19 protein-coding genes and 2 pseudogenes are annotated in these 26,591 nt (G+C 69.8%); 13 read left to right on the top strand and 8 right to left on the bottom strand.

From position 1 onward, the window contains the following. Positions 1 to 85: 85 nt before the first annotated feature. Entirely contained in the window at positions 86 to 1,483 is a 1,398-nt protein-coding gene (locus tag OG194_RS00105; protein ID WP_327398701.1) for a DNA-binding protein, read from the bottom strand. A 313-nt stretch (positions 1,484 to 1,796) separates the two neighbouring features. Between OG194_RS00105 and OG194_RS00100 the strand changes: the two genes are divergently transcribed. From OG194_RS00100 to tpg (OG194_RS00080), 5 genes and pseudogenes are all read left to right on the top strand, one after another. After that, the gene (locus tag OG194_RS00100) at positions 1,797 to 2,123 is read left to right on the top strand and encodes a hypothetical protein (protein ID WP_327398700.1); all 327 of its coding nucleotides are present in this window, start codon (positions 1,797 to 1,799) and stop codon (positions 2,121 to 2,123) included. Beyond that, complete coding sequence (locus tag OG194_RS00095) at positions 2,120 to 2,644, top strand: RNA polymerase sigma factor (protein WP_327398699.1); 525 nt, start codon at positions 2,120 to 2,122, stop codon at positions 2,642 to 2,644. Before OG194_RS00100 ends, OG194_RS00095 begins: the two co-directional genes overlap by 4 nt. Next, a complete protein-coding gene (locus tag OG194_RS00090) occupies positions 2,641 to 3,285 on the top strand; it encodes a hypothetical protein (protein WP_327398698.1) in 645 nt (214 codons plus the stop codon). The genes OG194_RS00095 and OG194_RS00090 overlap by 4 nt, the downstream gene beginning before the upstream one ends. A gap of 426 nt (positions 3,286 to 3,711) precedes the next feature. Continuing rightward, positions 3,712 to 5,967, top strand: coding sequence for a telomere-associated protein Tap (tap, locus tag OG194_RS00085; RefSeq protein WP_327398697.1), 2,256 nt, complete (start codon positions 3,712 to 3,714; stop codon positions 5,965 to 5,967). A 12-nt stretch (positions 5,968 to 5,979) separates the two neighbouring features. Next, positions 5,980 to 6,537 (top strand): annotated as a pseudogene (gene tpg, locus OG194_RS00080) (telomere-protecting terminal protein Tpg). Positions 6,538 to 6,605: 68 nt separating this feature from the next. On the opposite strand, the gene OG194_RS00075 reads toward tpg (OG194_RS00080), so the two are convergent. After that, a complete protein-coding gene (locus OG194_RS00075) occupies positions 6,606 to 7,070 on the bottom strand; it encodes a DUF6924 domain-containing protein (protein WP_327398696.1) in 465 nt (154 codons plus the stop codon). A 358-nt stretch (positions 7,071 to 7,428) separates the two neighbouring features. On the opposite strand from OG194_RS00075, the gene OG194_RS00070 reads away from it, so the two are divergent. The 4 genes and pseudogenes from OG194_RS00070 (at position 7,429) to OG194_RS00055 (ending at position 12,307) form a co-directional block, all read left to right on the top strand. Beyond that, on the top strand, positions 7,429 to 8,697 hold the full coding sequence (locus OG194_RS00070) for an ATP-binding protein (protein WP_327398695.1): 1,269 nt from the start codon (positions 7,429 to 7,431) through the stop codon (positions 8,695 to 8,697). Between the two features lie 103 nt (positions 8,698 to 8,800). Further along, a pseudogene (locus tag OG194_RS00065) lies at positions 8,801 to 10,352 on the top strand (transposase); the annotation flags it as partial. An 85-nt stretch (positions 10,353 to 10,437) separates the two neighbouring features. After that, complete coding sequence (locus OG194_RS00060) at positions 10,438 to 11,181, top strand: ATP-binding protein (RefSeq protein WP_327398693.1); 744 nt, start codon at positions 10,438 to 10,440, stop codon at positions 11,179 to 11,181. Positions 11,182 to 11,194: 13 nt separating this feature from the next. Continuing rightward, complete coding sequence (locus OG194_RS00055; RefSeq protein WP_327398692.1) at positions 11,195 to 12,307, top strand: hypothetical protein; 1,113 nt, start codon at positions 11,195 to 11,197, stop codon at positions 12,305 to 12,307. Between the two features lie 20 nt (positions 12,308 to 12,327). On the opposite strand, the gene tpg (OG194_RS00050) is transcribed toward OG194_RS00055, so the two are convergent. Beyond that, positions 12,328 to 12,882, bottom strand: coding sequence for a telomere-protecting terminal protein Tpg (gene tpg, locus OG194_RS00050; RefSeq protein ID WP_327398691.1), 555 nt, complete (start codon positions 12,880 to 12,882; stop codon positions 12,328 to 12,330). Positions 12,883 to 13,156: 274 nt separating this feature from the next. On the opposite strand from tpg (OG194_RS00050), the gene tap (OG194_RS00045) reads away from it, so the two are divergent. Both tap (OG194_RS00045) and tpg (OG194_RS00040) read left to right on the top strand, forming a co-directional pair. Next, positions 13,157 to 15,367 (top strand): telomere-associated protein Tap, encoded by a 2,211-nt coding sequence (tap, locus tag OG194_RS00045; RefSeq protein WP_327398690.1) that lies wholly within the window; start codon positions 13,157 to 13,159, stop codon positions 15,365 to 15,367. Positions 15,368 to 15,377: 10 nt separating this feature from the next. Further along, entirely contained in the window at positions 15,378 to 15,935 is a 558-nt protein-coding gene (gene tpg / locus OG194_RS00040) for a telomere-protecting terminal protein Tpg (RefSeq protein WP_327398689.1), read from the top strand. 666 nt (positions 15,936 to 16,601) lie between these two features. Here the strand turns inward: tpg (OG194_RS00040) and OG194_RS00035 are convergent. Beyond that, positions 16,602 to 19,925 carry an ATP-binding protein gene (locus OG194_RS00035; protein WP_327398688.1) on the bottom strand — a complete coding sequence of 1,108 codons (3,324 nt, stop codon included), beginning with the start codon at positions 19,923 to 19,925 and terminating at the stop codon, positions 16,602 to 16,604. Between the two features lie 76 nt (positions 19,926 to 20,001). On the opposite strand from OG194_RS00035, the gene OG194_RS00030 reads away from it, so the two are divergent. Further along, positions 20,002 to 20,223: a hypothetical protein gene (locus tag OG194_RS00030; protein ID WP_327398687.1), complete on the top strand. Its 222-nt coding sequence runs from the start codon at positions 20,002 to 20,004 to the stop codon at positions 20,221 to 20,223. Positions 20,224 to 20,512: 289 nt separating this feature from the next. On the opposite strand, the gene OG194_RS00025 is transcribed toward OG194_RS00030, so the two are convergent. The 3 genes from OG194_RS00025 to OG194_RS00015 form a co-directional block, all read right to left on the bottom strand. Then, the gene (locus OG194_RS00025; protein ID WP_327398686.1) at positions 20,513 to 21,217 is read right to left on the bottom strand and encodes a hypothetical protein; all 705 of its coding nucleotides are present in this window, start codon (positions 21,215 to 21,217) and stop codon (positions 20,513 to 20,515) included. Next, entirely contained in the window at positions 21,210 to 21,773 is a 564-nt protein-coding gene (locus OG194_RS00020) for an RNA polymerase sigma factor (protein ID WP_327398685.1), read from the bottom strand. Before OG194_RS00020 ends, OG194_RS00025 begins: the two co-directional genes overlap by 8 nt. A 419-nt stretch (positions 21,774 to 22,192) precedes the next feature. Then, positions 22,193 to 22,399, bottom strand: coding sequence for a helicase associated domain-containing protein (locus OG194_RS00015; protein ID WP_327398684.1), 207 nt, complete (start codon positions 22,397 to 22,399; stop codon positions 22,193 to 22,195). A 58-nt stretch (positions 22,400 to 22,457) separates the two neighbouring features. Between OG194_RS00015 and OG194_RS00010 the strand changes: the two genes are divergently transcribed. After that, complete coding sequence (locus tag OG194_RS00010) at positions 22,458 to 23,474, top strand: hypothetical protein (protein WP_327398682.1); 1,017 nt, start codon at positions 22,458 to 22,460, stop codon at positions 23,472 to 23,474. Positions 23,475 to 23,559: 85 nt separating this feature from the next. Here the strand turns inward: OG194_RS00010 and OG194_RS00005 are convergent, their stop codons facing one another. After that, positions 23,560 to 26,232 carry a DEAD/DEAH box helicase gene (locus OG194_RS00005; protein WP_327398681.1) on the bottom strand — a complete coding sequence of 891 codons (2,673 nt, stop codon included), beginning with the start codon at positions 26,230 to 26,232 and terminating at the stop codon, positions 23,560 to 23,562. Between the last annotated feature and the right edge of the window lie 359 nt (positions 26,233 to 26,591).

The raw sequence follows: 26,591 nt of genomic DNA, 5'->3' as shown, positions 1-26,591 counted from the left end.
CGCCGCGTGATGCGGTAACACCGGGCCGCCACGCCAGCGCCCCAAGGACCGGTCCCGGGCCGCCCGATTCCCGGAGAGCCGGCGCCTACCTGTCGCCCGCGTCCTGGTAGGCCTTGAGCGCGTCCGCCAGCGGGCCGGGAGACAGCTTCGCCCACTGGGCCACATCCCGCGGCGGCACCCCGGCGTTCACGGCCGCCACGACAGTGTGCTGCAGGGCCTTCTCGAGCAGGCCGGCGCTGTAGCTGAGGATGCGCAGCAGATGCTGGGCCACGTCCGCACTCGAACCGGTCTGCGCCCCGCGCAGCTGGATGAGCTGTTCTTCAGCGCTGTTGACGAGGCTGGTGATCTGGGCACGCTGCTCGGCGGGCACCGTCGCGCGCCACATCGTCCCCGAGCCGGGCGCCTTCCTCTCCTTGCCCAGCACCCGCAGCTGTCCGGCCAGGGAGGCAGGCTGGTGTTCCTGGCGCAGCCACCAGGGGTCGTTGTCGTATCCGGACGGCTCGCCGGCGCCGCGACGGATGCGGATGACGGCGCCCATCCAGGAGATCAGCGGGCCGCCGTAGTCGGTCGCCGCCAGCGGCCCCAGCCACTCCCGCCCGACCCGCTCGCCGAGCCGGCGGCAGAACGCCCCGTCGGCGGGCAGCGCCCGCGGCCGCCCGGCCCCGCTGTCAGCCCACACCAGCTCGGCCATGGCCGGGTCCAGCAGCGCGTCGGCCACGGCCACCACCTCGGGGAAGACGACCGCGTCCCGGCCCACGATCCGCCACCAGCCCAGTTCCGTCCCGGCGTTGCCGCCCGCGACCTGGTGCAGCCGCCCCGGCCAGATGGTCTCCCGCTCCCAGTGCAGGGCCTGTTCCCACCACCGGGCCACCACCGCATACGCCAGCGCGAACACTCGCTCCGGCTCTGCTTCGGCCCGTACTGCCCGCCGCGCCACACCGGCCCACCGCCGCTGCGCCGCGGCCACTTCCGGCACACCCCGCACGTCCAGATACTCGTGGGGCTGGTCGGCGTCCGCGTCCATCAGCCACCGCCCGTGGCGGACACACGCCCGCTCCCATCGCGGCGCGTACCGCACCACCCGCATGGCCGTCCCCGTACGCCGGGCCGCGCACAGGCGGCAGCCGAAGGCGACCGGACCGGCGAGGGCGCCGCCGGTCCGCCATGCCGCCGCCGGCACCCCGTCCTTTCCGGCCGACAGCTTGGCGTCCTCCTGTCCCCAGGACGGCAACGCCCGCGCCAGGATGTCTTCCTCGACGCCGCACAGGTCTGCCAGGAGTCGGCGTCCGGGTGTGTTGAGCAGTACCTCGGCGTCGGCCCGCGTGCCGCCGCCGTCGTGCCCGGGCGGGTAGTTGCGCCACTGCCAGCAGGACCGCAGCACTTTCGCTTCCATCCCGTAGCGGCTCGCGATGCGGCAGATCAGCGACGAGGTCGTCTCCCCCTGCAGGGGAGGTGTCCGCAGCAGGCCGGGTGGATGGGTCACTCCACCACGGTCTCGTGTCCGCCGTGCCGGGCGGGCGCTTTCGCAGGGGATGCCCGGCGGATCAAGCAGAGCGGCGGCCGTGGTGCCGGCTCGTTCTCATAGCGTCCCGGCCCCGCCTCCTTCCTGTGGTCCTCTCTCCCTCCCGCTCGGGTCCTTCTCAATTCCACGACCCACTGATTTTCCTGTGCGTCCGATATCGCTGTGACCTGCGAAGACGATGTGACAGGCGGGGAATCGGGGGGAGTTGGGAAAAGATCTTGGTCTCCGGCATCCGGATCCGGGTTCCCGGCGGCGTGTAAGGGGGTGAAGGCCCGTGGGCCTTCACCAACGAGTTCGTCTCTACTGGGAGGCCTGGTCGATGACTTGGTCGTACTGGGTGGGAGCGGGCGGGATTCCCCTGCTGCTCCTGCTGTTCTCCGTGATGCGCCGCACCCGCGGCATCACGGAGATGCTTGTGAAGGCGCATGTCGAGACCCGGGCGGAGCGCGAGCAGCGCGCCACCATGGTCGCGATGGCGCAGGCCCTGCCTGACGGCGGCGCTGCCGCCCGTTTCGAGCAGGGCCGGCCTGCCTGGCTGTTCCGCAAGGACACGGCCGACCCGGCGGGCCACCGGGCCATCACCACGCGGGAGGCCGCGTGAGTGAGGCCGCTCCGGGAGCGGACTTCGAGTCCTTCGTCCTCGAGACCATCGAGGCGTTCTCCCGACTGGCCCGGGCCCAGGCAGGCGACCTGCACAGCGCAGAGGATGCTGTGCAGGACGTCTACCTCAACATGTACCGGCGGTGGGGTCAGCTCATCGCCGGCCACGGTTCCCTGACCGCTTACGGCCGCACCGCGGTGAAGCGGGCGGTCATCGACCAGTTCCGCCGCAACAGGCGGATGGTCACGGTCCCGGTTCATGACCTGCCCGAGACGGAATCAGGCATCGGCATCCCCGAAGCCGCCTACGAAATGGTTAAGGAAGGCATCGACGAACTCGTCGCAAGCCTTCCTGAACGGCAGCGCGAGGTCATCACCCTGTGTGTTCTGCAGGACCTCAGCCCTGCCGTGGTTGCGCAGCGCCTCCAGATAAAGGAGGAGTCGGTGAAGCGCTACATCAAAGCCGCCGCCAACAACCTGAAGAAGTCCATCAACGAACACAGCGAGGAGGCCACCGCATGACATACCTGTCCGCTTGGACGCACCAGCCCGAGGAGCGGGGAGCCGTCCGGCTCCTCGCCCTGTGGCTCCTGCTCGAAGGATCTGAGCAGGTGTTTTCCAAGGGTTCTCGGATCGGCGAGGACTCTGTCCAGGCGGAGGGGGGCCAGCCTTCGGGCTGGCCCCCGGCCCCCGCCCCCTGCCTGGAAATCGTGGAGGGAAATCATCGAATCGGCGTGGTCCGTGAACTACGCACTCTCCTGAAAAAGGAAATCGATGATTCCGCGACACCACAGGAAACACGACGTGTTGCAGAAATCCTTGAGTTCCTGGACAGGGATGATGTGGCGCGAAGCTGGTGGGAAAAGGCAGCATTCAAGGGTGACGAGGACGCGCGAGATTATCTTCGTGTCCTTGATGCCGAGAGGGAAGAAAACCTATCGGCATGCTGCGGGCAATGGAAAGAACACGCTGAGGAGTCTTTCAGATCATTCGTGAGTGGCTTTGTGTGCCGGTCAGCCGGTATTCACGTCGCTGCAGACAGGGTCGACTGGGCATTGGGGAAAGCCGGAGTCGACCTGTCTGAAGCAACACAAGCTCTCGTGCGTGAGATTGAGGACTTCCTGGCGCACCTGGACCACACCACCGGCTGGCCACGGTGCTGACACGACAGCGCGTCACGCGCTCACAGACGGGAGAGTCTTTGTAGACCAGCCTCCATGAGGCCTTCACGTGAGAAGGCCGGACGACTCGTTGAAGTGACGGCCCGTCCCCGCGCCCGCGGGGACGGGCCGTCACTGCATTACCCAAAGCTCCGCAAGTCGACTGACGGTCCTTCCGCCGGCCACGACTGGATCGAGCACTCGTTACTGCATGCGGGACCCACAAACCCAGCCCCGCTGGTGCGACGCCAGCTGGTGCGCTGCTGCCAAGCCAGGAGGTCACTGGACAACCCACCGCCGGGCTCTTGCCGAACCGCGGCTACGCCCACCCTCTGGCCAGCCGGGGACCAACCCTAAGTACGCCATTCGTACGCTAGCCGTACGCAATATGTACGGTTCGCGCTATGCTTGTGGGACAGGAGGTGTTCCATGTCCGAGTTGTTCGAACGGGTCGACGCGCTGGTGGCGTCCCGGTCCCCGCTGCCGCCGCCGGCGGAGCGCAGGCGGCTGCGCGGCGCGCACGGCCTGACCCTGGATGAGGTCGCGGCCGCCCTGGAGGTGCGGCGGGCGACGGTCAGCGGCTGGGAGTCCGGCAAGACCGAGCCGCGGCCGCCGGAGCGCGAGGGGTACGCGCGGCTGCTCGGCAAGCTCGCTGAGCTCTACCCCGCCGACCCGAACGCCACGGTGCCCGTTGAGGGCACGGCCGTCGCGGAGACGTTCCCGAGCGCTCCCGACCCGGCCCCACAGGCGCAGCCTGTGCCCACAGCCGCGGCGCCCGAGGCTGCGGCCATGACGACCGCGCAGAACACTCAGACCCGCCCCGCCGCCAACGCTGTGCCTCCGGCTGCCGTGTCGTCTCCGGTGCCTACCACCAGGACGACGACGTCGTCGGCGTCGCGCCGGCCGACCGCGCGGAAGGCACCCCCGGCCGGAACCCCGGCGAGTGACACCGACCCGCGCTTCGCCAACGGTCCGCTCGCCGTCATTGACGTTGACGCCGACGGCCAGGTGTTCGCGTACTGCATCGGCGGGCTGGTCCTGGACGTGCCCGCCAAGTCCATCCCGGCCCTGGTCGACTGGACGCTGCGCGAGGCGGCGCTGGGGCAGCCGAAGCTGTCCGGCCCGGGCAAGGACGCCGACCCGTTGCTCGTGCTCACCGAGGCGGCGCTGGAGCGCTACGGCCTGCCCGTCGCCCTCACCGACGACGAGCGGCTCGCCGGGCGGATCCCGGAGGGCCAAAAGGTCATCAAGCAACTCGCCCGCGCGGAGTGGAAGTTGACCAAGCGGGGGTTCGGGCCGTGGGCGCGGATCTACCGTCCGGCGACCGGTTCGGAGCGGGCCTGCGTGCAGCTGTGCATCCCGTCGTGGAACGCGCTGGACACCCGGCACTGGGGCGAGGCCGGGCAGCTTCCGCCGGCGGAACTCGCGCGCGTCCTGGGCGTGTACGCGTCGCGGGTGATGACGCCGCGCGGTTCGACCGCCGTGACGGGCCTGGAGCTGATGACCGCGCTGCACCCGCCGACCCGCGCGTCCGAGCCGGACGCCGACGGCAAGCGGCACTCCGAGCACAACCCCGGCAGTCTGGGGAATGCCCCGGTGGACTGCGCGCCGTGCGAGGCCCCCGACGGGCACCCGCTCCTGAAGGACCTGCCGCGCTTCCACGTGCGCGGCCCGGCGGAGAAGTTGTTCGAGGAGGCGTACGACTGGGCGCGGCCGATGACGGATGCCGAGTGCACCCTGCGGCACCTGGTCGGCATCGACGTGAACATGGCCTTCGCAGCGGGCGCCAACGGCCTGGTCGTCGGCCTCGGTGCGCCGACGCATGTCACGGCGCCGGTATTCGATGCGAAGCTGCCCGGCTCGTGGCTGGTGGACCTGTCCCACGTCGACCTGTCCCGCGTGAAGGCCGGCAAGGACACGTGGGCGGAGTTGGACGCGAGTCTGCTGCCCAGCCCGTTCACGCCGAAGGGCGAGCGCCCCGAGGGCCCGGCCTGGTACGCGACGCCGACCGTGGCGTACGCGGTGGAGCTCGGCTACGAGGTGCGTCCGGTCGAGGCGTGGGTCCGGTACGAGAACGGCCGCTATCTGGACGGCTGGTACAACCGGCTGCGCGACGCGTACCTCGCCACCATGGCCGACCTGGGAGTCGGTGCTGACCTGTCGCCGGCCGACTTCCTGGCGGCGATGGACGGCTACCGCGGCCGTGACCCGGAGCTGGCGATCGTCGTCTCCGCGGTCAAGGCGACGGTGAAGGGCGGTCTGGGCAAGCTGCGCGAGCGGCCCCGGGGTGAGGGCTGGCGGCCGGGCGAGCCGTGGCGGGCGCTGTCCCGCCCGACGTGGCGGCCGGACATCCGGGCGGCGGTCATCTCCCGCACCCGGATCAACCTGCACCGCAAGATCGTCAAGCATGCCGCTTTCACCGGGCAGTACCCGGTCGCGGTCCTGTCCGACTGCGTCGTCTATGCGGCCAATGGCGAGTCGCCGCTGGACTTCCTGCCCTACAAGGAGGGCAAGCCGCTGCCGGGCGGCTTCAAGCTCGGCATCAACCCGGGCCTGGTCAAGCACGAGGGCACCCAGGACGTCCTGTGGGGCGAAGAGGTCCGCGAGCGGTTCAACGCTCCCGAGCTCAACCTGGCCCGGTACATCAAGGACGGCACCGTCACCGACGTCGACAACGGAGAGTAGGAGAAGGCGACGATGAGCCTGTTCGGGGACGGCCTGGACGCCGCGGTGTACAAGGCGTTCACCCGCCCGGCGCCCAAGAGCGCGGGCCCGCAGATGCGGTACCTGGTCAAGCAGCTGGGCGGCACCAAGGCGGTCGCCCAGATGCTGCGCATCTCGCAGCGCACCGTCGAGCGGTACGTGAAGGACCAGATCAAGAAGCCGCGCCCCGACCTCGCCGCGCGCCTGGAGCGCGAGGTGAAGGCCCGGTGGCAGCCGCAGATCCGGGCCAAGGCGCGGCAGAAGGCGGCGACGACCGGCGGCATCGTCATCGACACCCGCGCCCGTCTCGGCTACACCGCGCCGATCGGGTCGACGGACCAGGACCGTATCCGGCACCTGACCGTTGCGTTGCCGCCCCGCTACGCCGCGCGCCTGTTCGACGCCCAGGAGCAGGGCGCCACCGAGTAACGCCTCCAGGAACTCGCCGCTGAAGCGCTCAAGGAGGTGTACTTCCAGGACGGCGGCCGCCGAGCCGGCAGCCTGGAGGAGGTCCGCTTCACCGACATCGAGCACCTGGAGTTCGACCTCTGACCCACCGTCGCCTGGAAAGTCCGGGGCAGGCTGCTGTGACTGAGCGCTCCAGTGGCGGGCCGAGTCCTTCAGATGGCGAACCCTTGGAAGGTGTCCTGGGGGTCCTGCTGGGCGGCTTCTTTGAAATCGCCGAAAGACAGGTTGGCGATCATCAGGTTCGCGTGTATCTCGTGGACGCCTGCGGGGACGGTGCGGAACTCGCCGCCGTCCGCCTCGAATTCCTCGTCGCTGTCGCACTCTTCCCTGGCCAGCACGGCCACCGCCAGCAACGTGACGGGACCATCACGCATGGAGTCGCGGTCGGCGAGGAAGACCACGCTCAGTTCGTCATCGGTAAGCGCCGCGGTGAGGATCTGGGCCGAGGTGCATCCCGCCCACTTCGGATCATCGGCGATGTGGACGTACGGCTCGAAGTCTCCATCACCCCAGGACCTCATCAGCTCCGCTTTCACCGCAGCCCATGCCTGTTCGTCGCGGTAATCGGTCCTGATGATCAGAGCCGCGTCCCGATCGCGTTCCGCCAGCCACTCCATTCGGTCACTCATGCCGCTGTCCCCCCCCCATCCGCACAGGTCACAGCCCGCACAATCCGTCTGCACGCTACGCGAGACCACTGACACACCCCTGAGCGGTGCAGTTGACTGCGATGTGCCGGTTTGGTGTCAGTGGGTGGGTGTCGGTGACGGGGTGTCAGGCCGGTGTGTTTTTGCTGGTGGGCGCTGAGGCTGAGCGGGGTCACTGACGTGGGGTGGTGTCTGTTGCCGATGCCACTGTCGTGGGGCGGTACACCCCTTCTCGTGTCGTTGTCACGGGAACGGTGCTTCTGATCCTTTTGCGGGGTGGGCGGGTTGAGGGTGGTCTTCTGTCGGGCGGGTGGCCGGGGAGGATCGGGTGGGGGAGCGGGAGCTCGAGGGCTTGGTCTCGGTGTCGCGGCCGGTGTTGGTGGGGCGGTTGCTTCAGCTGGATGCGGCTGGTGGTGTGACGTCGGCGCATGTGCGGGCGGGGGCGCAGCTGGCGGGGGTGCATCCGCGGACGGTGTGGCGGTGGGTGGAGGCGGCGCGCAGTGAGGGCCGTGTGGAGCGTCGCAGGCGTTCCCGGTTCGAGTTGCCGGAGGAGGCGTGGGAGGTGCTGGCGCAGGCGGGCGGCAATGTGTCTGTGCTGTACCGGTATTTGGAGGAGTGCGGGGACGGGGTTGCGGGGGTGTCGCCGGCTTCGGTGTACCGGGCGGTGCAGCGTGAGCTGGCGGCGGGGCGGGTGTTGCCGGAGCGTGCCGCGGTATCCCGGGCGCGGACTGAGCGGGAGACCCGGCAGGCTCTGGCGGACCTCGCCGTCGCGGGTGTCGGTACCGGCGCGCCGTCTGTTTGTGCCGCGGCTGTTCCGGCCTCGCTGACGCCTGCAGGGCGGGAGGCCGCGCCGGCGGGGGACGTGGCGGGCGGGGTGTTGCCGGTGGGGGCTCGGGCGGTGCGTACGGCGTCGGTGCGTGCGGTGGCTGAGGCGGTGGGGCAGGCGATGGCGGCCGGGGGCGGGGCGTGTGTGTTCGGGGATGCGGGGCGGGGCAAGACGGTGGCGCTGCGGATGGCGCTGTCGGGTCCGCCGGTGGGCTGGGGTGTGTCGTGGGTGCGGGTGCCGGTGCGTGCGTCGGTGTCGGAACTGCGGCGGGCGGTGTTCGAGGCTCTGGTGTTGCCGGGCCGGTTTCCCCACCGTTCGGCGGAGGCTGATGAGCGGATCGCCGGTGCCCTGGAGGGGGCTCGGGTGCTGGTGGTGGATGAGGCGCAGCGGTTGCCGGTGCCGTGTCTGGAGTATCTGCAGTCGTTGTGGGACCACCCGCAGGTCCGGATGGCGCTGGTGCTGTGCGGGGCGGGCAGCGAGCGCGTGGTGGCGCGTGTGCCGCAGTTGGCGTCGCGGGTCTGCGCGTGGCAGGAGGTGGGGCGTCTTGCCGGGGGTGAGGTGGCTGCGGCGGTGTCTGCCTTTCATCCGCTGTGGGCCGGCGTCGCCGGCGGGGAGGTGGCGTGGATCGACGAGTCCTGCACGCACGGTGTCTTCCGCACGTGGGCTGCCTTGACGACGCACCTGCAGAACGCGCTGCTGACCGCGCCGGACGCGGCGGTGGACCGGGCACTGCTGCGTCGTCTGTTCCGGCGTCTGAGCCCCCCGGTCTGAGCGGATGCGCGGACAGGAGGGGGAGAGGGAGGACGGCGGTGCGGCCGGCGCCGCGGGGGGCGGGCTTCCTGCGGCGTCGCGAACCGCGCTGCGCGGTGTGACGGTGCGCCGGCTGCTGGCTCTGCGGGTGCGGGGCGGGCTGACGAGTGGTCATGTCCGGGTGGCGGCGGATGCGCTGGGAGTGTCGGAGCGCACGGTGTGGCGGTGGCTGGCCGAAGCCGGCCGCGACGAACGGGCGGCGGACGAGCCCGGCGCACGGGCCCGGACCGGGACGAGGTTCACGATCACGCCGGAGGTCCGTGCGCTGCTGGCGTTGTGGAAGGGCAATGTCGCCGCGGTGCAGCGTGAGCTCGCTGCCCGCGCGGCCGGGCGCCCCGGAGCCGATGCCGGTGCACAGGCCGGGCCGCCACCGGGTACTGGTCTGCCGCCGGATGTGCCGTCGCTGACGACGCTGCACCGCGCGATCCGCCGTGATCTGACCCCGGGGGAGCGGGCGGGACTTGCGGGAGGAGAGCGGGCGGCGCGCAAGCACGATGTGTTCCTGGCCCGGCCGCGGGGCTGGCGCAATCAGGTGTGGGAGAGCGACCACGTGCAGGCCCCGGTGCTGGTCGATGTCGACGGCACAGCTCGCAGGCCGTGGATCACGTGGTTCACCGACTGCGCGACGAACGCGATCACCGGTGTCGCGGTCACGCCGGTGCATCCCTCGCGGGAGTCGGTGCTGGCCGCGCTGCGCTCCGCGGTCCTGCGCGAGGACCCCTACGGCCCGTTCGGCGGCCTGCCCGAGAAAGTACGTGTCGACCGCGGCAGGGACTTCCTGTCCAGGACGGTGACCGCGGCGTTCGATCTCCTGGACGTGACGGTGGAGGACCTCCCCGCCTACACCCCCCACCTCAAGGGCACCGTGGAGGGGTTGAACCGGGCGGTGGAGAGCATGTTCCTGGCCGCGCTGCCCGGCTACGCCCGCCAGCCGCGCCCCGGCAGACGCGCCTCCCGCCCGAAGGACGAAGTGCTGCTCGGCTTCGAGGACTTCACCGCCCGGCTGCTGGACTGGACGCTCTGGTGGAACACCGAGCACCGCCCGGCGCCGTTGCGGGGAAAGACGCCGCTTGAGGCGTGGCAGGAGGACCTGACCCCGCTGCGGGACGTGCCGGCCGCGGATCTGTGGACGTTCACCCTGGAGGACGCCGGTACCCGCACGCTGACCACCCGCGGTATCCGCTTCAAGAAGCGCGACTATGTGGGGTCGTGGATGACCGGCCAGGCCGGGATCCAGGTCCGCATTCGCTTCATGCCCCACCACGAGCACCGCATCGAGGTCTACCACGCGGCCACCGGACGCTACCTCGGTCCCGCGGACCTGGCCGATCAGGCCTCCGACGCACAGGTCAGCGCCGTACGGCGTACGCGAGCCGCCCGTACCCGCCGGTTGAGGAAGGACCTTCAGGCTTCCCAGCGCGAGCGCTACGCTGCCGTGAACCGGCCCGAGGCGCCCCGGCGGCTCGGCGCGCTGACCACCGCGCAGGCCGGGGCCGAACTCGCCCGGGCCACCGGCACCGGCCTGTCCGATCTGGCGCTGCCGGACCTCATCCCGCCCGCCGCGCCCCCGGACGACTGGCGCACCCCGCCCTCCCTCGCCCTCCGGACCGCGCCCGGCCGGCCTGCTCCCGTCCTGTCCGGACCTGCCCCCGACGGTTCGTCCGCACGAGCCGCAGACCCTGCTGACGACGGAGACGCCTTGTGACCGCGGCCACCTACCAGTACGTCGACCTGCCCGATGCGTCCGTGGTCACCACCCGCGCCCTGCTCACCGCCCGGGACAACATCACCGACACGGTCGCCGCCCGCGCCATGATGTGCATCCACGGCGGCGCCGGCTTCGGCAAGACCCTCGCCGTCAACATCTGCCTGCGCGGACTCGAACCGCACGAGGACGTCCGCAAGATCACCTTCCGGGCCCGGCCCACCGCCCGCGCGGTGCGCTACGAACTGTTCACCGCCCTCGACCTCGCCGGTGAACCACCGCGCCACCCCAGCGAGTTCGACCGCCTGCTGAAGACCGCCCTGGCCGAACGCCCCCGCACCTTCCTGGTGGACGAGGCCCAGTGGCTCAACGGGGAGGCGTTCGAGTACTTCCGCTATCTGTGGGACGAACCCTCCACCCAGCTCGCGATCGTCTTCGTCGGCGGCGAGGGCTGCCACACCGTGCTGCGCCGCGAACCGATGCTGTCCTCCCGGATCTTCATCTGGCAGCACTTCACCCGCCTGACCCCCGGCGAGGTCCTGGAGGCCATCCCGCTGTTCCATCCGGTGTGGGCGGATGCCGATCCCGACGACATCGCTTTCGCCGACCAGCACGCCGCACACGGCAACTTCCGCGCCTGGGCCCAGTTGACCGCACACACCCGCACCGCCCTGGCCCGCACCGGCCGCCCCCGCGTCGACCAGGAACTGCTGCGCTGGGCCTTCAGCCGCCTTGCCTGAACAGCACGCCGCCATGCCGCCCGCCGTGCCGCCGACACCCGTCGCGGTGGTCATCGACCCGGGCGACGACGCGGTCCACACGCACACCGCCCTGGCCGCCCACCACGTGCCGTCCGGCCGGATCACTCTGCATCCCGGCCCGGGCACCACCAGCGAGACCGGTCTTGCCCACGACCTTCTCGCCGCCCTGGGCAAACCGCCCCTGCTCCCGGGCGGCTTTCCCGCCGGCCGTCAGCCCGCTTGGGAAGCCGCCACCGCCTGGATCACCGCTCTGCCCGTCACCCGGCTGACCGTCCTGCGCGCCCACCGCCTCACCGCCCGCCGCGCGACGCGCCTTCTGGAACTGTGCGCCCTCACCGGCATCCATCTGACCCTGGTCTGTCACCGCCCCCGTCTGCCCGCCGCCCTGCACCAGGCTCTGCACAGGGTCGACTACGCCGTCACCGCCGACTTCCAGGCTGCCCGACGCCACTACTACGGCACGACCGCTCCCATACCCCCGTCTGCCGGCGAACCCGCCCGGCCGGCCAACCGGTGGCTCACCCTGCCCGCGCTGGAGCGGCTCGTTTCCTACGACAGCCCCGCACCCTGTACCGCCCGGTGCGCGCCGCCGCCGATCACTTTCCGGCACCGCCCGCCACCCACACCCCTCACCGAGCAGACAGCCCGGGAAGCTGCCCGACGCCTGGCCGCCGTGACCGCCCATCCCCGCCTGGCCGCCGCCCTCGCCGCCGCGCTCTTCACCGGCGTCTCCTTCCAGCAGCTCGCCACTGCCCGCCCCGGCGACTACGACGATGCCGCGGCCACCCTGGCGCTGCACGACCGCGCCCGCTACACCGACGGCTGCGCTACCCACCGGGTGCCGCCGTGGGCGCGTGTCTTCTTGAAGGCCGCCGTGTGCTTCGCCCGGCTCGCGCCCGGCCAGGACCAGCATCTGCTGGCCGGCCCCCACGACCGCACCCACCTGCTGCGTGTGGCGGAGGCAGCGAGGCTGTGTCCGCCGCAGCCGCCTGTCGGCCAGCGCACCGGCCCTGCCGGCCGTATCCAGTGGGACTGGCGCGAACGTAAGGAAGCACAGCGCTACGACGCGATGCTGACGCGGCGCCAGACCCCGCCCACGCGCTGAGTCCGAACCCTGGTGCACGGTCAGTCGATGGAGAAATCGGCGAACTCCACGTCGGTGAAGGCGATCCCGAGACCGTGGGCGCGTCGGCCTGCGTCCCGGAAGTAGGCATGCCCCAGGGCCCGGGCGAGGATCACCATCTGCTGCTGCTCACCTCCGCCGGCGTCCCGGGCGGCGAACAGCTCGCGGGCCACTTCTCCCGACAGGTACTGGGTGATCAGCCGTACCCGCGGATCGTCCGACGAGCCCGCCGGAGCGGCGAATCCGAACCGCGCCCTGGTGTGGAGGACAAAGCCGTCGGCCTCGGCCCGGGCCCGCTGGCGGGAGCGCACCAGGGGCTGCCACCGTGCCCTGACGGCCTCATCGATCAGCCCCGCGTGCACGGCACTGGGACGGCGGCGCATTCCCGGCCGGGTGGTGACCCACCTCTGTACCGTGCGCTGGGAGATCCCCAGGAGGACGGCCACGTTCTTCGTTGAGCCCTTCTGGGTCTTGAGCAGGAAGCGGACGGCGGCGTCCCGCGTGGGCACGGGACGGGTCAGCAGCGCCCGCTCAAGTCCTTTGACGATCTCACCCATGCCCGCCCCCGAGCGTTCTGCCACCGCGATGGCTGCTGGTGCACGGCGGCTGCCTGCTCTCCCAGATCTCTCACACCAGGCGGTTCTCACCGGCCAGTTCAGGTATAGCCAGGACACCGCCGCGGACCCTCGGCTAGAGAGCCTGCAACAGCCCAAGCCCGAGCGCGCCCTCCGGGAGCAACCGTGAACCCTCACCCGCCGTTTACGCCATCCGTACGCGCTTGGTACGCGAAACGTGCGCTTCACGCTAGGGTTGCGGGACAGGAGGTGCTGCATGTCCGAGCTGTTCGACGCGGTCGACGCGCTCATCGCGTCCCGCTCCCCGCTGCCGCCCCCGGCGGAGCGCAAGCGGCTGCGCCAGGCGCACGGCCTGACGCTGGACGAGGTGGCCGCCGCACTGCAGGTGCGGCGCGCGACGGTCAGCGGCTGGGAGGCCGGCAAGACCGAGCCCAGGCCTCCGGAGCGCGATGCATACGCCCGCCTGCTCAAGCAGCTCGCCCAGCTCTACCCCGCCAACGCTCCCGTGCCCCCCGAGGACACGACAGCCCCCGAGACGCCTGCCGTTGAGGCCGCCCCTGCGCCACCGGCAGCCGAACCGGCCCACCCCCGCAGCGCACCCACAGGCCCGACTGCGGAGCCTGCGCACACCGCACACCGCCCCGCCGTCCCGGCCGCTGCACCGCATCCGGCCGCCACGACCGCGCCGACGTCGCGCCGCCAGGGCGAGAGAAAGCCCCTCCCGGCAGGCGGCGCTGACCCGCGATTCGTCAACGGGCCGCTCGCGGTCGTCGACGTCGCCGACGGCCAGGCGCTGGCGTACTGCGTCGGCGGCCTGGTCCTGGACGTACCGGCGAAGTCCATTCCGGCCCTGGTGGAGTGGACGCTGAGCGAGGGGCGGCTCGGCCAGCCGAAGCTGTCCGGTCCGGGCAAGGACGCCGACCCGCTGCTCGTGCTGACCGAGACCGCATGCGAGCACTACGGCCTGCCGGTGACGCTCACAAAGGAGGAGCGCCTGGCAGGACGGATCCCGGAAGGCCACAAGGCCATCAAGCAACTGATCCGTGCGGACTGGAAGTTGACCAAGCGCGGGTTCGGGCCGTGGGCGCGGATCTACCGCCCCGCGCAGGGCTCGGAGCGGGCCTGCGTGCAGTTGTGCATCCCGTCGTGGGACGCGCTCGACACCCGCCACTGGGCCGATGCCGCCCAGCTGCCGTCGGCGGACCTCGCCCGGCTGCTGGGCACGTACGCGTCGAGGGTGATGACGCCGCGCGGATCGACCGCCGTGACCGGTCTGGAGCTGATGACCGCGCTGCACCCGCCGACCCGTGCCTCCGAGCCGGACGCCGACGGGAAGCGGCACTCCGAGCACAACCCCGGCTCGCTGGGCAAGGATCCGGTGGACTGCGCACCGTGCGAGGCTCCCGACGGCCACCCGCTCCTTGCCGACCTGCCGCGTTTCCACCACCGCACCCCGGCGGAGGTCCTGGTGGAGGAGGCGTACGACTGGGCACGCCCGCTCACCGACGCCGAATGCACCCTCCGGCACCTGGTGGGCATCGACGTGAACATGGCCTTCGCCGCCGGCGCCAACGGCCTCACGGTCGGCCTCGGTGCGCCGACACACGTCAAGGCGCCGGTGTTCGACGCGAAGCTGCCCGGCGCGTGGCTGGTCGATCTGTCGCATGTCGACCTGTCGAGGGTGAAGGTCGCCAAGGACACGTGGGTGGACCTGGATGGCTCGTTGCTGCCCAGCCCGTTCACGCCGAAGGGTGAACGGCCCGAGGGCCCGGCGTGGTACGCCACGCCCACCGTCGCGTACGCGGTCGAACTGGGCTACGAGGTGCGCCCGGTCGAGGCGTGGGTGCGCTACGACAACGGGCGTTACCTGGACGGCTGGTACAACCGGCTGCGCGACGCGTACCTCGCTACGATGGCCGACCTCGGAGTGGGCGCCGACCTGACGCCGGAGGAGTTCCTGACGGCGATGGACGGCTACCGCCTGCGTGACCCTCAGCTGGCGATCGTGGTGTCCGCGATCAAGGCGACCGTGAAGGGCGGCATCGGCAAGCTGCGCGAACGCCCGCGCGGCGAGGGCTGGAAACCAGGGCAGCCCTGGCGGGCCCTCGCCCGGCCCACCTGGCGCCCGGACATCCGCGCCGCCGTCATCTCCCGCACCCGGATCAACATGCACCGCAAGATCGTCAAGCACGCCGCCTTCACCGGGCAGTACCCGGTCGCGGTCCTCTCGGACTGCGCCGTCTACGCCTCCGACGGGCCTTCGCCACTGGACTTCCTGCCCTACCGGGACGGCAAGTCGCTGCCGGGCGGCTTCAAGCTCGGGGTCAACCCCGGGCTGGTGAAGTGGGAGGGCACCCAGAGCGTGCTGTGGGGCGAGGGCGTCCGCGAACAGTTCAACGCCCCGGAACTCAACCTCGCCCGGTACATCAAGGACGGCACCGTCACCGACCAGGACACCGGAGAGTAGGTAGAGCGCGATGAGCCTGTTCGGGGACGGCCTGGACGCCGCGGTGCAGAAGGCGTTCACCCGCCCAGCACCCAAGAGCGCCGGCGCCCAGATGCGGTACCTGGTCAAGCAGCTGGGAGGCACCAAGACGGCCGCCCAGATGCTGCGCATCTCCCAGCGCACCGTCGAACGGTATGTCAAAGACCAGATCAAAAAGCCCCGCCCGGACCTCGCCGCCCGCCTGGAGCGCGAGGTGAAGAAGCGGTGGCAGCCGCAGATCCGCGCCCAGGCGCGGCAGAAGGCGGCGAGCACCGGCGGCATCGTCATCGACACCCGCGCCCGCCTCGGCTACACCGCGCCGATCGGGACGACGGACCAGGACCGGCTCCGGCACCTGACGGTCGCCCTGCCGCCGCACTATGCCGCCCGCCTCTTCGACGCCCAGGAGGCTGGCGCCAGCGACCAGGAGCTGCGGGAGATCGCCGCCGACGCGCTCAGGGAGGTGTACTTCCAGGACAACGGCCGCCGCGCCGGCAGTCTGGAGGAGGTCCGCTTCACCGACATCGAGTACCTCGAGTTCGAGCTCTGACCCACGTCGGCCTGAAGCCCGGGGCAGGTTGCGTGACCAGGGCGTACGGGCGTGGGGCGGGGTGGTGCGGTCGACCAGCCTCTCAGCACGCAGCCGGGCCAGCTGGCGACGGGTCTGCTCGATGCGCCGAGGGGGCGATCATCCGGTGCATCTGCTCGGCGGTGGCCATCCGATCCCGCTGCCCGTGTCCACGCTGATCGTCACGGATCTGCTCGCTTCCCGTACGGTGCGGCGACGTCTTGCCCGCCGCCGCGTGTACCGGTCACGGCAGCAGTCGGCGCCGACCGGACCACCGACCATGAAGGCCCGACCACGGTCACGAAGCGACAACACGTCCGTGGACCAGGCCCACATCCCCGCCGACAACCCGGCCGACAACCGTCCGCACGCTCTGCCGCGCCTGTCCGTGAAACCGCAGGTAACCATGCTGGTTGGGCCGTGGTCGGGAGGCCGACATCCCCTCTACGCCTCCGAGTCCACGCCCCACAGCAGGAAGAACAGAGAAGTGGGTGGGTGGGACACGACCCGGGCAGCGGGCGAGGGGATTGGGGTGCGCTCAGTCGGTTGCGCGTCGGCGGGGCGCCGCGCCCGGGCCGCCGTCAATGCGGCGTCGACGTCAGGTGGGGGATGTCGGTGGGGAGAGACCGGGGCGGGGGAGGTGCCGTGCTATTGGGGGTGTGGTGAGCCTTCGGTTTCGGTGTGTGTTGGGTCGCTGGTGCCGGGTTCTTCGGGTGCTTGCGCAGTGGGGTCGTAGGCGCGGAGGGGGATGACGGCTGCCAGGAGAAGCCCGTTGTCGTGCGGTGTGGCCGAAGCCTGTTGTTGCTCGTTGCTGCTTGTTGTGGGTGAGGCGGGGTCGTAGGTGAGCAGGCAGAGGGCGCGGTCTATGGCCTGGACGCACCATGCATCCGGGATTGTCAGGGGGCGGAGGAAGAGGACGGCGCCCATCGGGTCGACGATGGTGAGCAGCCACTGGTCGGGTCCATCTGCAGTGTTCTGTATCGGGGATATGAGTGCGATCCACTGGTTGGAAACGGGGAGCTGCTCGATGCCGTGTGTCAGCGGGTTGAAGCCGAGTCTGTCGAGATAGTGGGCCAGGCCGGTGTCGGTCTCGGTGTGGTGCTCCTCGGTGGCTGCGGCGGGCAGCGCCAGGTTGATGGCGAGGACGGGTAGGCCGTCGGCCCCAGGCGGCAGGGGGGTGATCTGCAGGTTGTCCTCGCCAGCGGCAGGAGTGACGAGCTCGTGGTGGTCGTGCCACAGGTTGCTGAGGATCAGGGCTTGGTCAATTCTGGCCTGCCCTTCCTGGCTGTGGTCTTCGGCTTGGTGGAAGAGTGCAGCCGCGCGGATGAGGGCCTCGAAGGTCTCCTCGAACTCCTGGACTCCGTGATGGGCTCGGGCCAGCACCATCAGGGTCTTCGCTTCACGGTGGGCATCGCCTAGTTGGCGATGTATCGCAGCGGCCTCGGTGAGCGGCTCGATGGCCTCGTCCGGATGCCCGGTGCCGAGGAGCAGGACACCGAGGTTGTTCACTGACTCTGCCAGGTGGTGAAGGTCGCCGCTTTCGCGGAAGCCGGAAATCGCACCGGTCAGGGCTTCGATCGCTTCGGGGTACTGGTCCGCGTAGGGCAGGGAGCTACCGAGTCTGGCGAGGGCCTGTGCTTTCAGATGTGGTGAATGTGTGGTGCGGAGCAGGTCCAGGGCCTGTTGGCAGGCGTCGATGGCTTCTTGGTAGTGCTCGTCAGGCTTCAGGGCCACGGCGAGGTTGATCAGCGCGAGGGCGGCAGCGTGGGGGTCGTTGACCTTGAGGATGGCTACTGCCATCTTGCACAGTTCTACTGCCTCAGCGGAGGGTCCGGTTTCGCACAGAGCACTGCTCAAGTTGATAAGGGTGAAGGCCATGCCGTGTGTATCGCCTGCAGCTTCGTAGAGACCGAGGGCTTTGTGAAGGACTTGCACGGCCTCAGGGGCGCGTCCCCGCATGGCCACCAGTGTGCCGCCGAGGTTGACCAGGGCTCCCGCCTCGCTCGCTGGGTCGCCTACTTCCCGGAAGCCGGTGGCAGCCTTTCGGCACGCCTCCTCGGATTGCGGCATCTGGTGGAGCTCCCTGTACGCGTTCCCGATGGTGGTCCAGGCTCCGGCCTCCTGGCGGCGGTCTCCCAGTTCACGGGCGATGGCCTGCGACTGAAAGCAGGCGTCGATGGCCTCGGTGAACTTCCGCTGGCCGGACAGTGCGGCCCCCAGGGTGGTCAGACCGATCGCTTCACGTTGCCTGTCGCCCGCGGCGACGACCAGGGACAGGGCAACGGTGATGGTCGTGACCCAGTCTTCGTAGTAGTGCTGCTGGGAGAAGAAGTCGTTGAGGGCGTTCGCCAGGAACAGCGTGGCGGTGGGCTGGCCGAGTGAGGGGCCAGCGGTGACGGCGGCGACCAGGTTGGTGCGCTCGCGTTCCAGCCAGTCCAGGGCCTGGGCCCGGTTTTCGGGGGGTACCGAGGTGTCGCTGCGCTTGAGGTGTCCTACAGCCTGCTGGGTCAGTCCTGCGTACAGCGTGATGAGCCGTTTCATCGCCTCGGCTTGCTGGTCTTCGGCGGCGCTGGCTGCGGCGTGCTCGCCGGCGTAGAGGCGCAGCAGGTCGTGCATGGACCAGTGGTGGTCGCCGGTGGCGTCGATCAGGTGGGCGCGGGCGAGGTCGACGAGGAGGCGTCGCGTGATGGTGTGGTGCAGGCCGAGCATGTACGAGACGGCATCGGCACTCAGGTCGGTGCCGGGGGCGTGGGCCAGGAGCCGGAACGCGCGGGCCTGTGGTGCGGTCAGGTGCCGGTAGGAGAGGTCGAAGGCCGCCCGGATGGCCAGGGGGCTGCCGTCCGGGCCGGTGTCGGGGTAGTCGAGTGCGTCCAGGCGCACACGGGCGTCCTCCAGGTCGCTCACCTGGTCTGCGAGGGACCGGTCGGGCTCGTCGCGCAGGAGCGCCGCGGTGATGCGCAGCGCCAGCGGGAGGTATCCGCACAGGTGAGCCAGCCGGTGGGCGGCATCCGGCTGCGCTTGGACCCGGCCGTCGCCGGTCGTGCCGGCGCGCAGGGACTGGTCCAGCAGCTCCACTGCCTCGTCGAGGGGAAGAGGGCCCAGGTCCACGCGGTGCACGGGCAGGGCCGACAGGCTGTGCCGGGAGGTGATCAGGGCCCGGTGGGGGGCCGAGGGCAGTAGCTGGGAGGTCTGGGCGGCCGTACGGACGTTGTCGAACACGACGAGCACGGGCCGTTGCTGCCGCGCCAACTGGTCCAGCAGGTTGCGCCAGGCGTCGAGCTTTCCCTCAGCGGTGTCGGGGATGTCCTTGGCGCTCACTCCGAAGGCGCGGAGGAACCGGTCGGCCACCGCGCCGGGGTCCGCACTGGCGTCGGTGCTGTAGCCGCGCATGTCGGCGAAGAGAGTCCCGCCGGGGAACCACCTGCGCGCACGTGCCTGATGCGCGGCGTGGAGCGCGAGAGCGGTCTTGCCGATTCCTGCCATCCCGGCCACGGCCGACACGACGATCGTCGCCGACTCGTCTCCGCCCTGGCTGCCGGGTTCCAGCTGGTCCAGAACCTCGGTCAGAGCAGCGGAGCGGCCGGTGAATCCCGATGGCGCGGCTGGAAGGGTCATCGGCCCCTGTGCCGGCGTATCGGCGGTGGCGCGCGGCCGCCCCCCTCGGCCGCTGTTGCGCTCGCGCTGCGCCTCCGAGAGCAGTTCTTGCCACCAGGCCGGCGAACGCGGCGCGTAGGACGCGTTCCGGCGCTTGGCTTCGCTCTGCAAGAAGGCGGTGAGGACGAGGAAATAGCGCTGCTGTGCCGGCCCGGGTACAGCGGGGCCGGTCGTCCAGCCGCTGATGGCCGAATCACTGATCCTGATCGGAGGCCGCTGTTCGAGCCCGAGGCGCACCAACCGCTCCAGCGTCGGTCTTCCCGCCGCCTGGTGCGCCGCGTTGAGTTCCGCACGGAACCGATCCGTTTTCGCTCCCACCGGCTCCCTCCGCACTCTCGCTTCCAGGTATCAGCAGCCCTGGAAAAGACTCTGACACGCCACTTGAGCAGGCTAGTTGGCACAGCGTCAGGAGGTAGCCGCTTCGCTGGAAACCTCCTGGAAGGAGCGTCATGGCACCACCGCAGCTGCAACCGCGCAGCCGCTGTCGAAGGAGAAGACCATGAACCTCAGCGCGATCCGTGCCCGCCGCGCTCTACGCAGCCTGGTGATCCACGTGACGCTTGCCGCAACTGCCGGCGCCGCCGAGGCCCTGACCATCTGGATTCTGAACCGCTGAGCTCAGGACCTGGGCTTGACCGGAGCCCGTTCGATGCTGCTCCAGGCCAAGCCCGCCCCTTTGCGATCCAGCAGCATCGGGTCGGGCACAGAGGCGGCAAGCATCGGTTCTGGTGGCAGTCAGCCCCCAGGCTTCCCCGCCTGGGGGCTGACTGCGCGTACGTCGTGCCCTGGGCCGCCGCCGCCCGGCTTCCAGCACCGCGAAGCCACATCGGTCGGCGTACGTCGACGAGTTGGCTGACGATCTGGTGAGGTCGTCGGCGATGAACGTGTCCTTCGGATGGGGTGGCTCAGGCGGGAAGGGGCTGGTCGAGGTCTTCTCCGATTTGGTCGAGGAGGTGGTCGAGGATGCGGTGTGCCTGGGTGAGGCGTTGCGTGGCGCTGTCGAGAGTGTCGAGGGCGTCGTCGAGGAGCACGGCATGGGAGTCGGCGGCAGGGCTTTCCAGCGTCTGCGCCACGGTGGTCCAGGCCGTGTTGACGCAGTCGTGGATGTCGTTGAATGCCGAGGCGTTCTGCGTCCTCGTAAGTGTTCTGCCTTGTGCTTCGGTGATGACTCGGGAGATGACAAGCTGAGCGTGGGTCAGCTTGGATCGTGCGGTTTCCAGGGAGGACGGGCCGTCGTCCGTCATGGTCACAAGGCTGTGGAACTGATCGCTCGTGTGCTGCAGGAGATCGAGGGCCTCTTGCAACTGCTGGTTGTCGTCAATGTGGCTGTGCTCGCCCGGACGCCCGGTGATGTGCAGGCTTGAACGGAACGAGGTATACCCGTTCAGGCCATCGGTCTGTCGCGGTGGACCAGGGTAGGCAGGAAGGGAAGCAAGCTGCTGAAAGCCGCCCGTCAGATCGAGGGCGTCGTCGAGACACTGGGACAATTCTTCGTCGGCATCAGCAAGAAGCTGATCCAGACACGTATCGGCATTCGTGGGACGGCCAACTCCCAGGGCGGTGTCAGCCTCTGGGACAGCTGTCTCCTGGGGCATGGTGTGTTCACTCATCGCAGCCCCCTGTTCCCTCAACGAGAGTTTGCTTCAGTCGAAGCCGGGCACGGCTCCGGTTCTTCCTCACGGCGGCCTCCCGCATATCAAGCGCTTGGGCGATCTCTCGATCGGTGAAGCCGTCCTGGGACCACGCCATGACGTGTCGCTGCAGTGGCGGCAGCTGGGCGAGAGCGTTCAAAACCCGCTGGTTTCCCTCTTTGAGAGTCACGTAGGCAATGGGACAGGTGCCGCCCGGGCGATCGGGCACTGGATCGTAGGGGGTGTCCCGTTGTCCTGTCTGACGCAGATAGCAGCGGTGAGCGACCTTACGCAACCAAGCCCGCGGTTCCCGGATGCTGTCCCATTTCTCGATGGCCACGGTGAATGCTTCGTGTGCGGCATCGGCAGCCTCGAAGGGGGTAGCGCCGACACGGACCAGAAATCGCGTCAGTTGCGGCATCTCTACGCGGTAGAGGTCCTCAAGATTGCTGGTCGTTAATGCGGGCGACGTCCCGGCAGAGCGTGGTGGTGCCTGTACCGTCTTCCTCGCCACCGGCGAGGCCGACTCAGCCACGGCGGAGCTCCGCTGGCTGTGCCCCCGTCACAACCTCAACACTGCCCGACCTTTCCAGCAGACGGCTGCCGGGCGGTAGGTGCCGCACGCGCTCGCTGAGGCCTTGCTGCTGCATCTCGGTTCTGCGTAGTTCGGTGCGGCCGGCCAACCATGTGTGCAGCAGCCGATACAACCAGCCACACAGCATCAGCAGCCCTCCCCCGCGCACTGGATCCATCGTTGTCCGCCCTTCCTCGGAGGTGACCCGTTCACCTGCCGACACTATGTAGTGCACACGGTCCCGCCTTTTGTGACCTCTCAGTCCCAGGAGAGTCCAATCAGGGCATTGTCCTGCCGGACGAAGACGTCGACGCCTACATCACGGGCCCGGCCATCGTCGTGGACGCCATCGCGCTGTACTGACACCTGGGGCTTGGCTGTTACGCCCACTCCAACCTCAACTCGGCGAGAATGGCCCGCTGTTCGGCGGTGAGTTTGTCCCGCCTCGCTTTGGTGTTGGAGACCCATACGCCCAGCTTCACGAGCACCGGCTCCGCCTCGCCGTCGACCGGCGTCGTCCTGGCGGAGGTCCGGGTCACCATCCTGCGTCGGCGGTAGTCGCCGACCGACCCACGCGGGGCTGACATAGCCGGGGACGGCAAAAACACCTGATGAGTGCGCATGGAAGCGTGGGAGTATGTAGCCATGGCTGAGGACAAGGAGCCTGAGGACGCGGGCGAGGCGGAGGATCAGGAGCCTGACGAGTCCGAGGACGCGGGCCAGACGGAGTCGGTTGATCTTTCGCGCTTCTACGCGTCGGCATTCAAGCCGTTCCACGGCTATGTGTGGAACCAAAACGCGTGGATCGGCAAGATGCTCGCTGAGTCCGCTGCGGTGAGGATGCGCCCGGTGCTTCCTCGGATTGTGGTTGATTCTCCGCTGATCCGGATGACCGCCTTCACGGAGAACCTCCGCAGGCAGATGGCGGGCCTGACGGGCTTCAACGACATGGTCCGGAAGGCGTTGGAGCCGCTGACCGCGACCTACCGGCCGCCCCAGTGGCACAGCGTCTTCGCCTCTCTCGGTGACGTCATCAACAGGCTCTACCCGGAGAACCTGCGCGACGTCAGGCCCGATCTGGATGACCTGGAAGAGCTCCTGGTTGAAGAGGGCATCCCTCTTATGTGGGTTCCAGGGCCTCAGACAGTGCGCGCCCTGCTGGATGCGCCGGATGCGGCCGCCCGGCGCCGCATCATCGGCCGACGCTGGAAGGGCATCGTCAACGACTGCGAGGCGGTGCTCGAAGAGGTCACGCACCCGGACGTGCAGAATGCCCGCGGCTTCGCCCGCGATGTCGCACGTGCTCTACGAGCCGGCCACACCAGCGCGGCTCAGGCATTGGCCGCCAACCTGCTCGACTCCCTCCTCCAGCGCCATTTCGACCAGGCCGCCCGCGTCCGGCTCACGAAGAACGACTTCAAGACCACAGGCGTCAAGTTCAAGTTTGAGGACTACAAGTTCAAGGTCGCCTGTACCTTCGCCCCGGTCTGGTACGCGCACGCCAAGTACTTCCCCAAGAACGGTGACCCCATCCCGCGTACCTTCGGTCGCCATCCCAGCGCACACGGCGTCTCTCGCACCCAGTACTCGCGCATCAACGCGGTGTACGCCCTCATGCTGGTCACCTCGGTGATCAAGTTCTTCGACACGGAACTGCCGTGACAGCACGAAGCCCCGGGCATAAAGCCCGGGGCCTCTCAGTGCACTTCGCTTGACCGCCCGGTTCAGCGACCGGCCAGTGTCGGCGTCACGCCCATTCGATGCCCAGCGCGGCGAGGGCGGCGCGTTGTTCGGTGGTGAGTTTGTCGCGGCGGCTCTTCGTGTTGGAGGTCCATACGCCCAGCTTCACGACCACCGGCTCTGCTTCGCCGTCGACCGCGATCTGTTCACTGTGGCCGCGCGGCGTCGGCCGGTCCGTGCCTTCCCGTTCGACCCACTGCGCGAGGGCCGCCAGGCCCCGCTGGAACGCCTGTTCCGCCTTACTCGGCCCCTTCGTCGTGCGCTTCGCTGACGGGGCGGGAGTCGGGGCCTGAAGCGGTTGTACGCCCAACTGGGACAGCCGCTCCTGCTGTTGGGCAGACAGCTGCACCCAGGTGTTCGCCTCGCGTTGCCGGGCGAGCCACTTGCCGATGTCGTCGCCCTCGAACAGGACGCCCGGCTGGATGGTCGGCAGCACGCCGCCGGCCTCGGTGTCGGCGAGGTCGGCGAGGACGCGGTAGTGGCGTTGCCAGTCGAGCGGCCAGGGGCAGTTCCAGTCCTCGTCGATGGCGGTCAGTTGCGCGGCCCGCGCTGCGGCGCGCTCGGGGTCCTTCCCGAGGCCGCCCTTCCTGCGGAGGTTGGCCGTGTGCTGCCCGATCGGCACCATCGCCTCGGCCTCGCCCCAGACCGCGTCCTGACGCGGGGCGAGGTGCCCGGTGGCCCGCCGGTAGGACCGGAGGGCGGCGAGTTTGGTCTCCCAGGCTTCCTCGCCCGGCTCCCACACCATCCCGGCCTCCGGCGCGTCCAACAGCTCCTTGCGCCGATCCTCCAACTCCCCGGCCCGTAGCGCCTTCCGCTGCTGGTGCACCCACCTGCCCAGCGGGAAGTCCTCCGTCACGCCGACCGTCGTCTCGGTGTCGTACGGCACGGCGTACAGGCCGGTGATCTTGTTCTCGGCCCGCCAGCGGATGAGGGCCTGGTAGCCCTCCAGCCACACCAGCGACTCCGGCCGGTACACCCGGGTGCGCAGGAACGCCGCGATGGTTGCCGCGTCGCGTGGGCTGGAGAAGTGGAGCAGGGCCGATTCGGCGGCGGCCTGGGTGTCGTCGTGCTCCTGGTCCTCGCCGTCCCCTTCGCCGTCGGTGCCGACGATCTGGCCGTCCGCGTCGCGACGGACGTGGATCTTGCGTTGCTCCCTGCTGCGGGTGAGGGCGCGGGAGGCGAGCTGCTCGACGAGTCGTTCATCGTGACAGCGCAGGCCTTGCAAAACGGCTACAAGGGGGCGGAACGAGGCGCTGGCGACCATGTCGTTGGGGTCCTCGCCGGGCTCCAGGAAGATGGGCACGATGATTCTGGCGGTCTTGGTCGTGCCGTCGGGGTTGGGGCGCAGGGCGCGGCCGATGTTCTGGACGATCTCGACCTGGGAGCCGCGGGTGTCGGCGAAGCAGATCGCCTCGACACCTCTGGTGCCCACGATGTCGACGCCTTCACCGAGAACGCGAACGCTCGCCAGGAACGCCCGGTGGACCCGTCGGCCGTCCGCGTCGATGCCGTTGGCGAACTGGCGGATCGTCTCGCGGCGTTCGGTGACGAGGTGGTCGCCGCACAGCCATGCCGACCACACGCGGTCCGGGGGTACGTGGCGGCCGGCCTCCAGGTCGTAGAGCTCCGCGTCGATCGACGACCTCGGCAGGCGTTCCGCGTCGGCCAGGGCGTCGTTGGACGCCTCGGTGGCGTACAGCTCCGCGGCCGTCTCCGGGAGTTTCGCCGCGAACGCCTCTGCCTCCTCCACTCGCTGGTGGAACGTCATGACGGTCTTCAGGTTCCACCTGGCGGCGTGCTCCAGCAGGGCGGTCTGCAGCAGCGCCAGGCGCCGGCCCCGCTGCGCCTCCTCCGATCCCCCGAGGATGGGGGAGGGGTCGCGGATCTCCAGTACGTCGATCTCGAAGCCCGCGAGGATCTCGCGCTCGATCGCCTCCGAGAGTCCGAGCTCGAACAGCCAGGGCCCGTAGGTCTGCGAGTCCTGGCCCATCGACGCGATCTCCAGCTCCTGGCCGTCCGCGCCCTTCTGCGGGCGGGGCGGGGCGAGGATGCGCGGGGTGGCGGTGAGGTAGAGCCGGAAGTCCACCGGGATCCGGGCGTTGTCGTGGATCGCCGACCACGGCCGACCGAGATCACCGGCCGTTCCGTGGGCCTCGTCGACGACCGCGAAGTCGAACGGGTCCATGCGCTGCCCGTACAGCCGCTCCCCGCCCGCCAGAGCGGCCTCCAGCGGCCCACGAACCTTCCGCTGGGACGGGTCCTCTGGGTCCTCACGGTCCACGAGGGAGGCGTAGGTGGCGAACACGATGACGGGCCCGTGTCCGGCCCACAGGGCGAGCTGGATGGGGTTGGTGGTGGTGCGCACCCCGAGCTCGTTCAGCACGGGGTCGTTCTCCAGGGAGCACACGGCGACCATCAAGGAGCGGTGCCCGATGCGGCGCCACATCTGGATGGTCTGCACGAGCAGGTCCAGGGTGGGCACCATGACGAGGATCCGGCCGTCCCGGAAGCTCTCCAGCGCCGCCCACGCGGCGGTGATCGTCTTCCCGGAGCCGGTCGCTGACACGCCCGTGCCACGGACCCCCTCAGGGGGCACAGATGATCTCGCAGGGAATCCCACCCACTTGCGGATACCGGAAGTCGCGTGAACCTGGTGTTTCCGGAGTTGGATATCAGGCATTTCCCCGGCTTTCTTTTCCATTTAGAGTTCTCGCTCCGCCCAAAGTGGTTGGGGGTGTCTCGTGTTTCCGCCAACGGTACATGCTGCATCAACACGATGCACCCACTACACTCAAACCCAACACGAACGAGTGCCCCACCCTCACAGCTGGCCCGGCCCACGCCAGTGGGCCCCAAGGTCCTGGAGGCGCAGCCGGAAGGACTCTCAGGCGGGGGAGCGCAGCGGACCCGCCCCAGAGTCCGCAGGACTCCCCAACTCCCCACCCGCACAACCAACTAGCCGCACCTGACACCCCCTCACCCGACCGGCGCGCAGCGCGCGCCACGCTGGCCGCGCAGCAGCCGGCCCCACAGGATCCC

Source organism: Streptomyces sp. NBC_01288 (assembly GCF_035982055.1).
Classification (GTDB): domain Bacteria; phylum Actinomycetota; class Actinomycetes; order Streptomycetales; family Streptomycetaceae; genus Streptomyces.
Note: the sequence above shows the minus strand (reverse complement) of the source record. Positions and strands in the feature narration are given on the sequence as shown.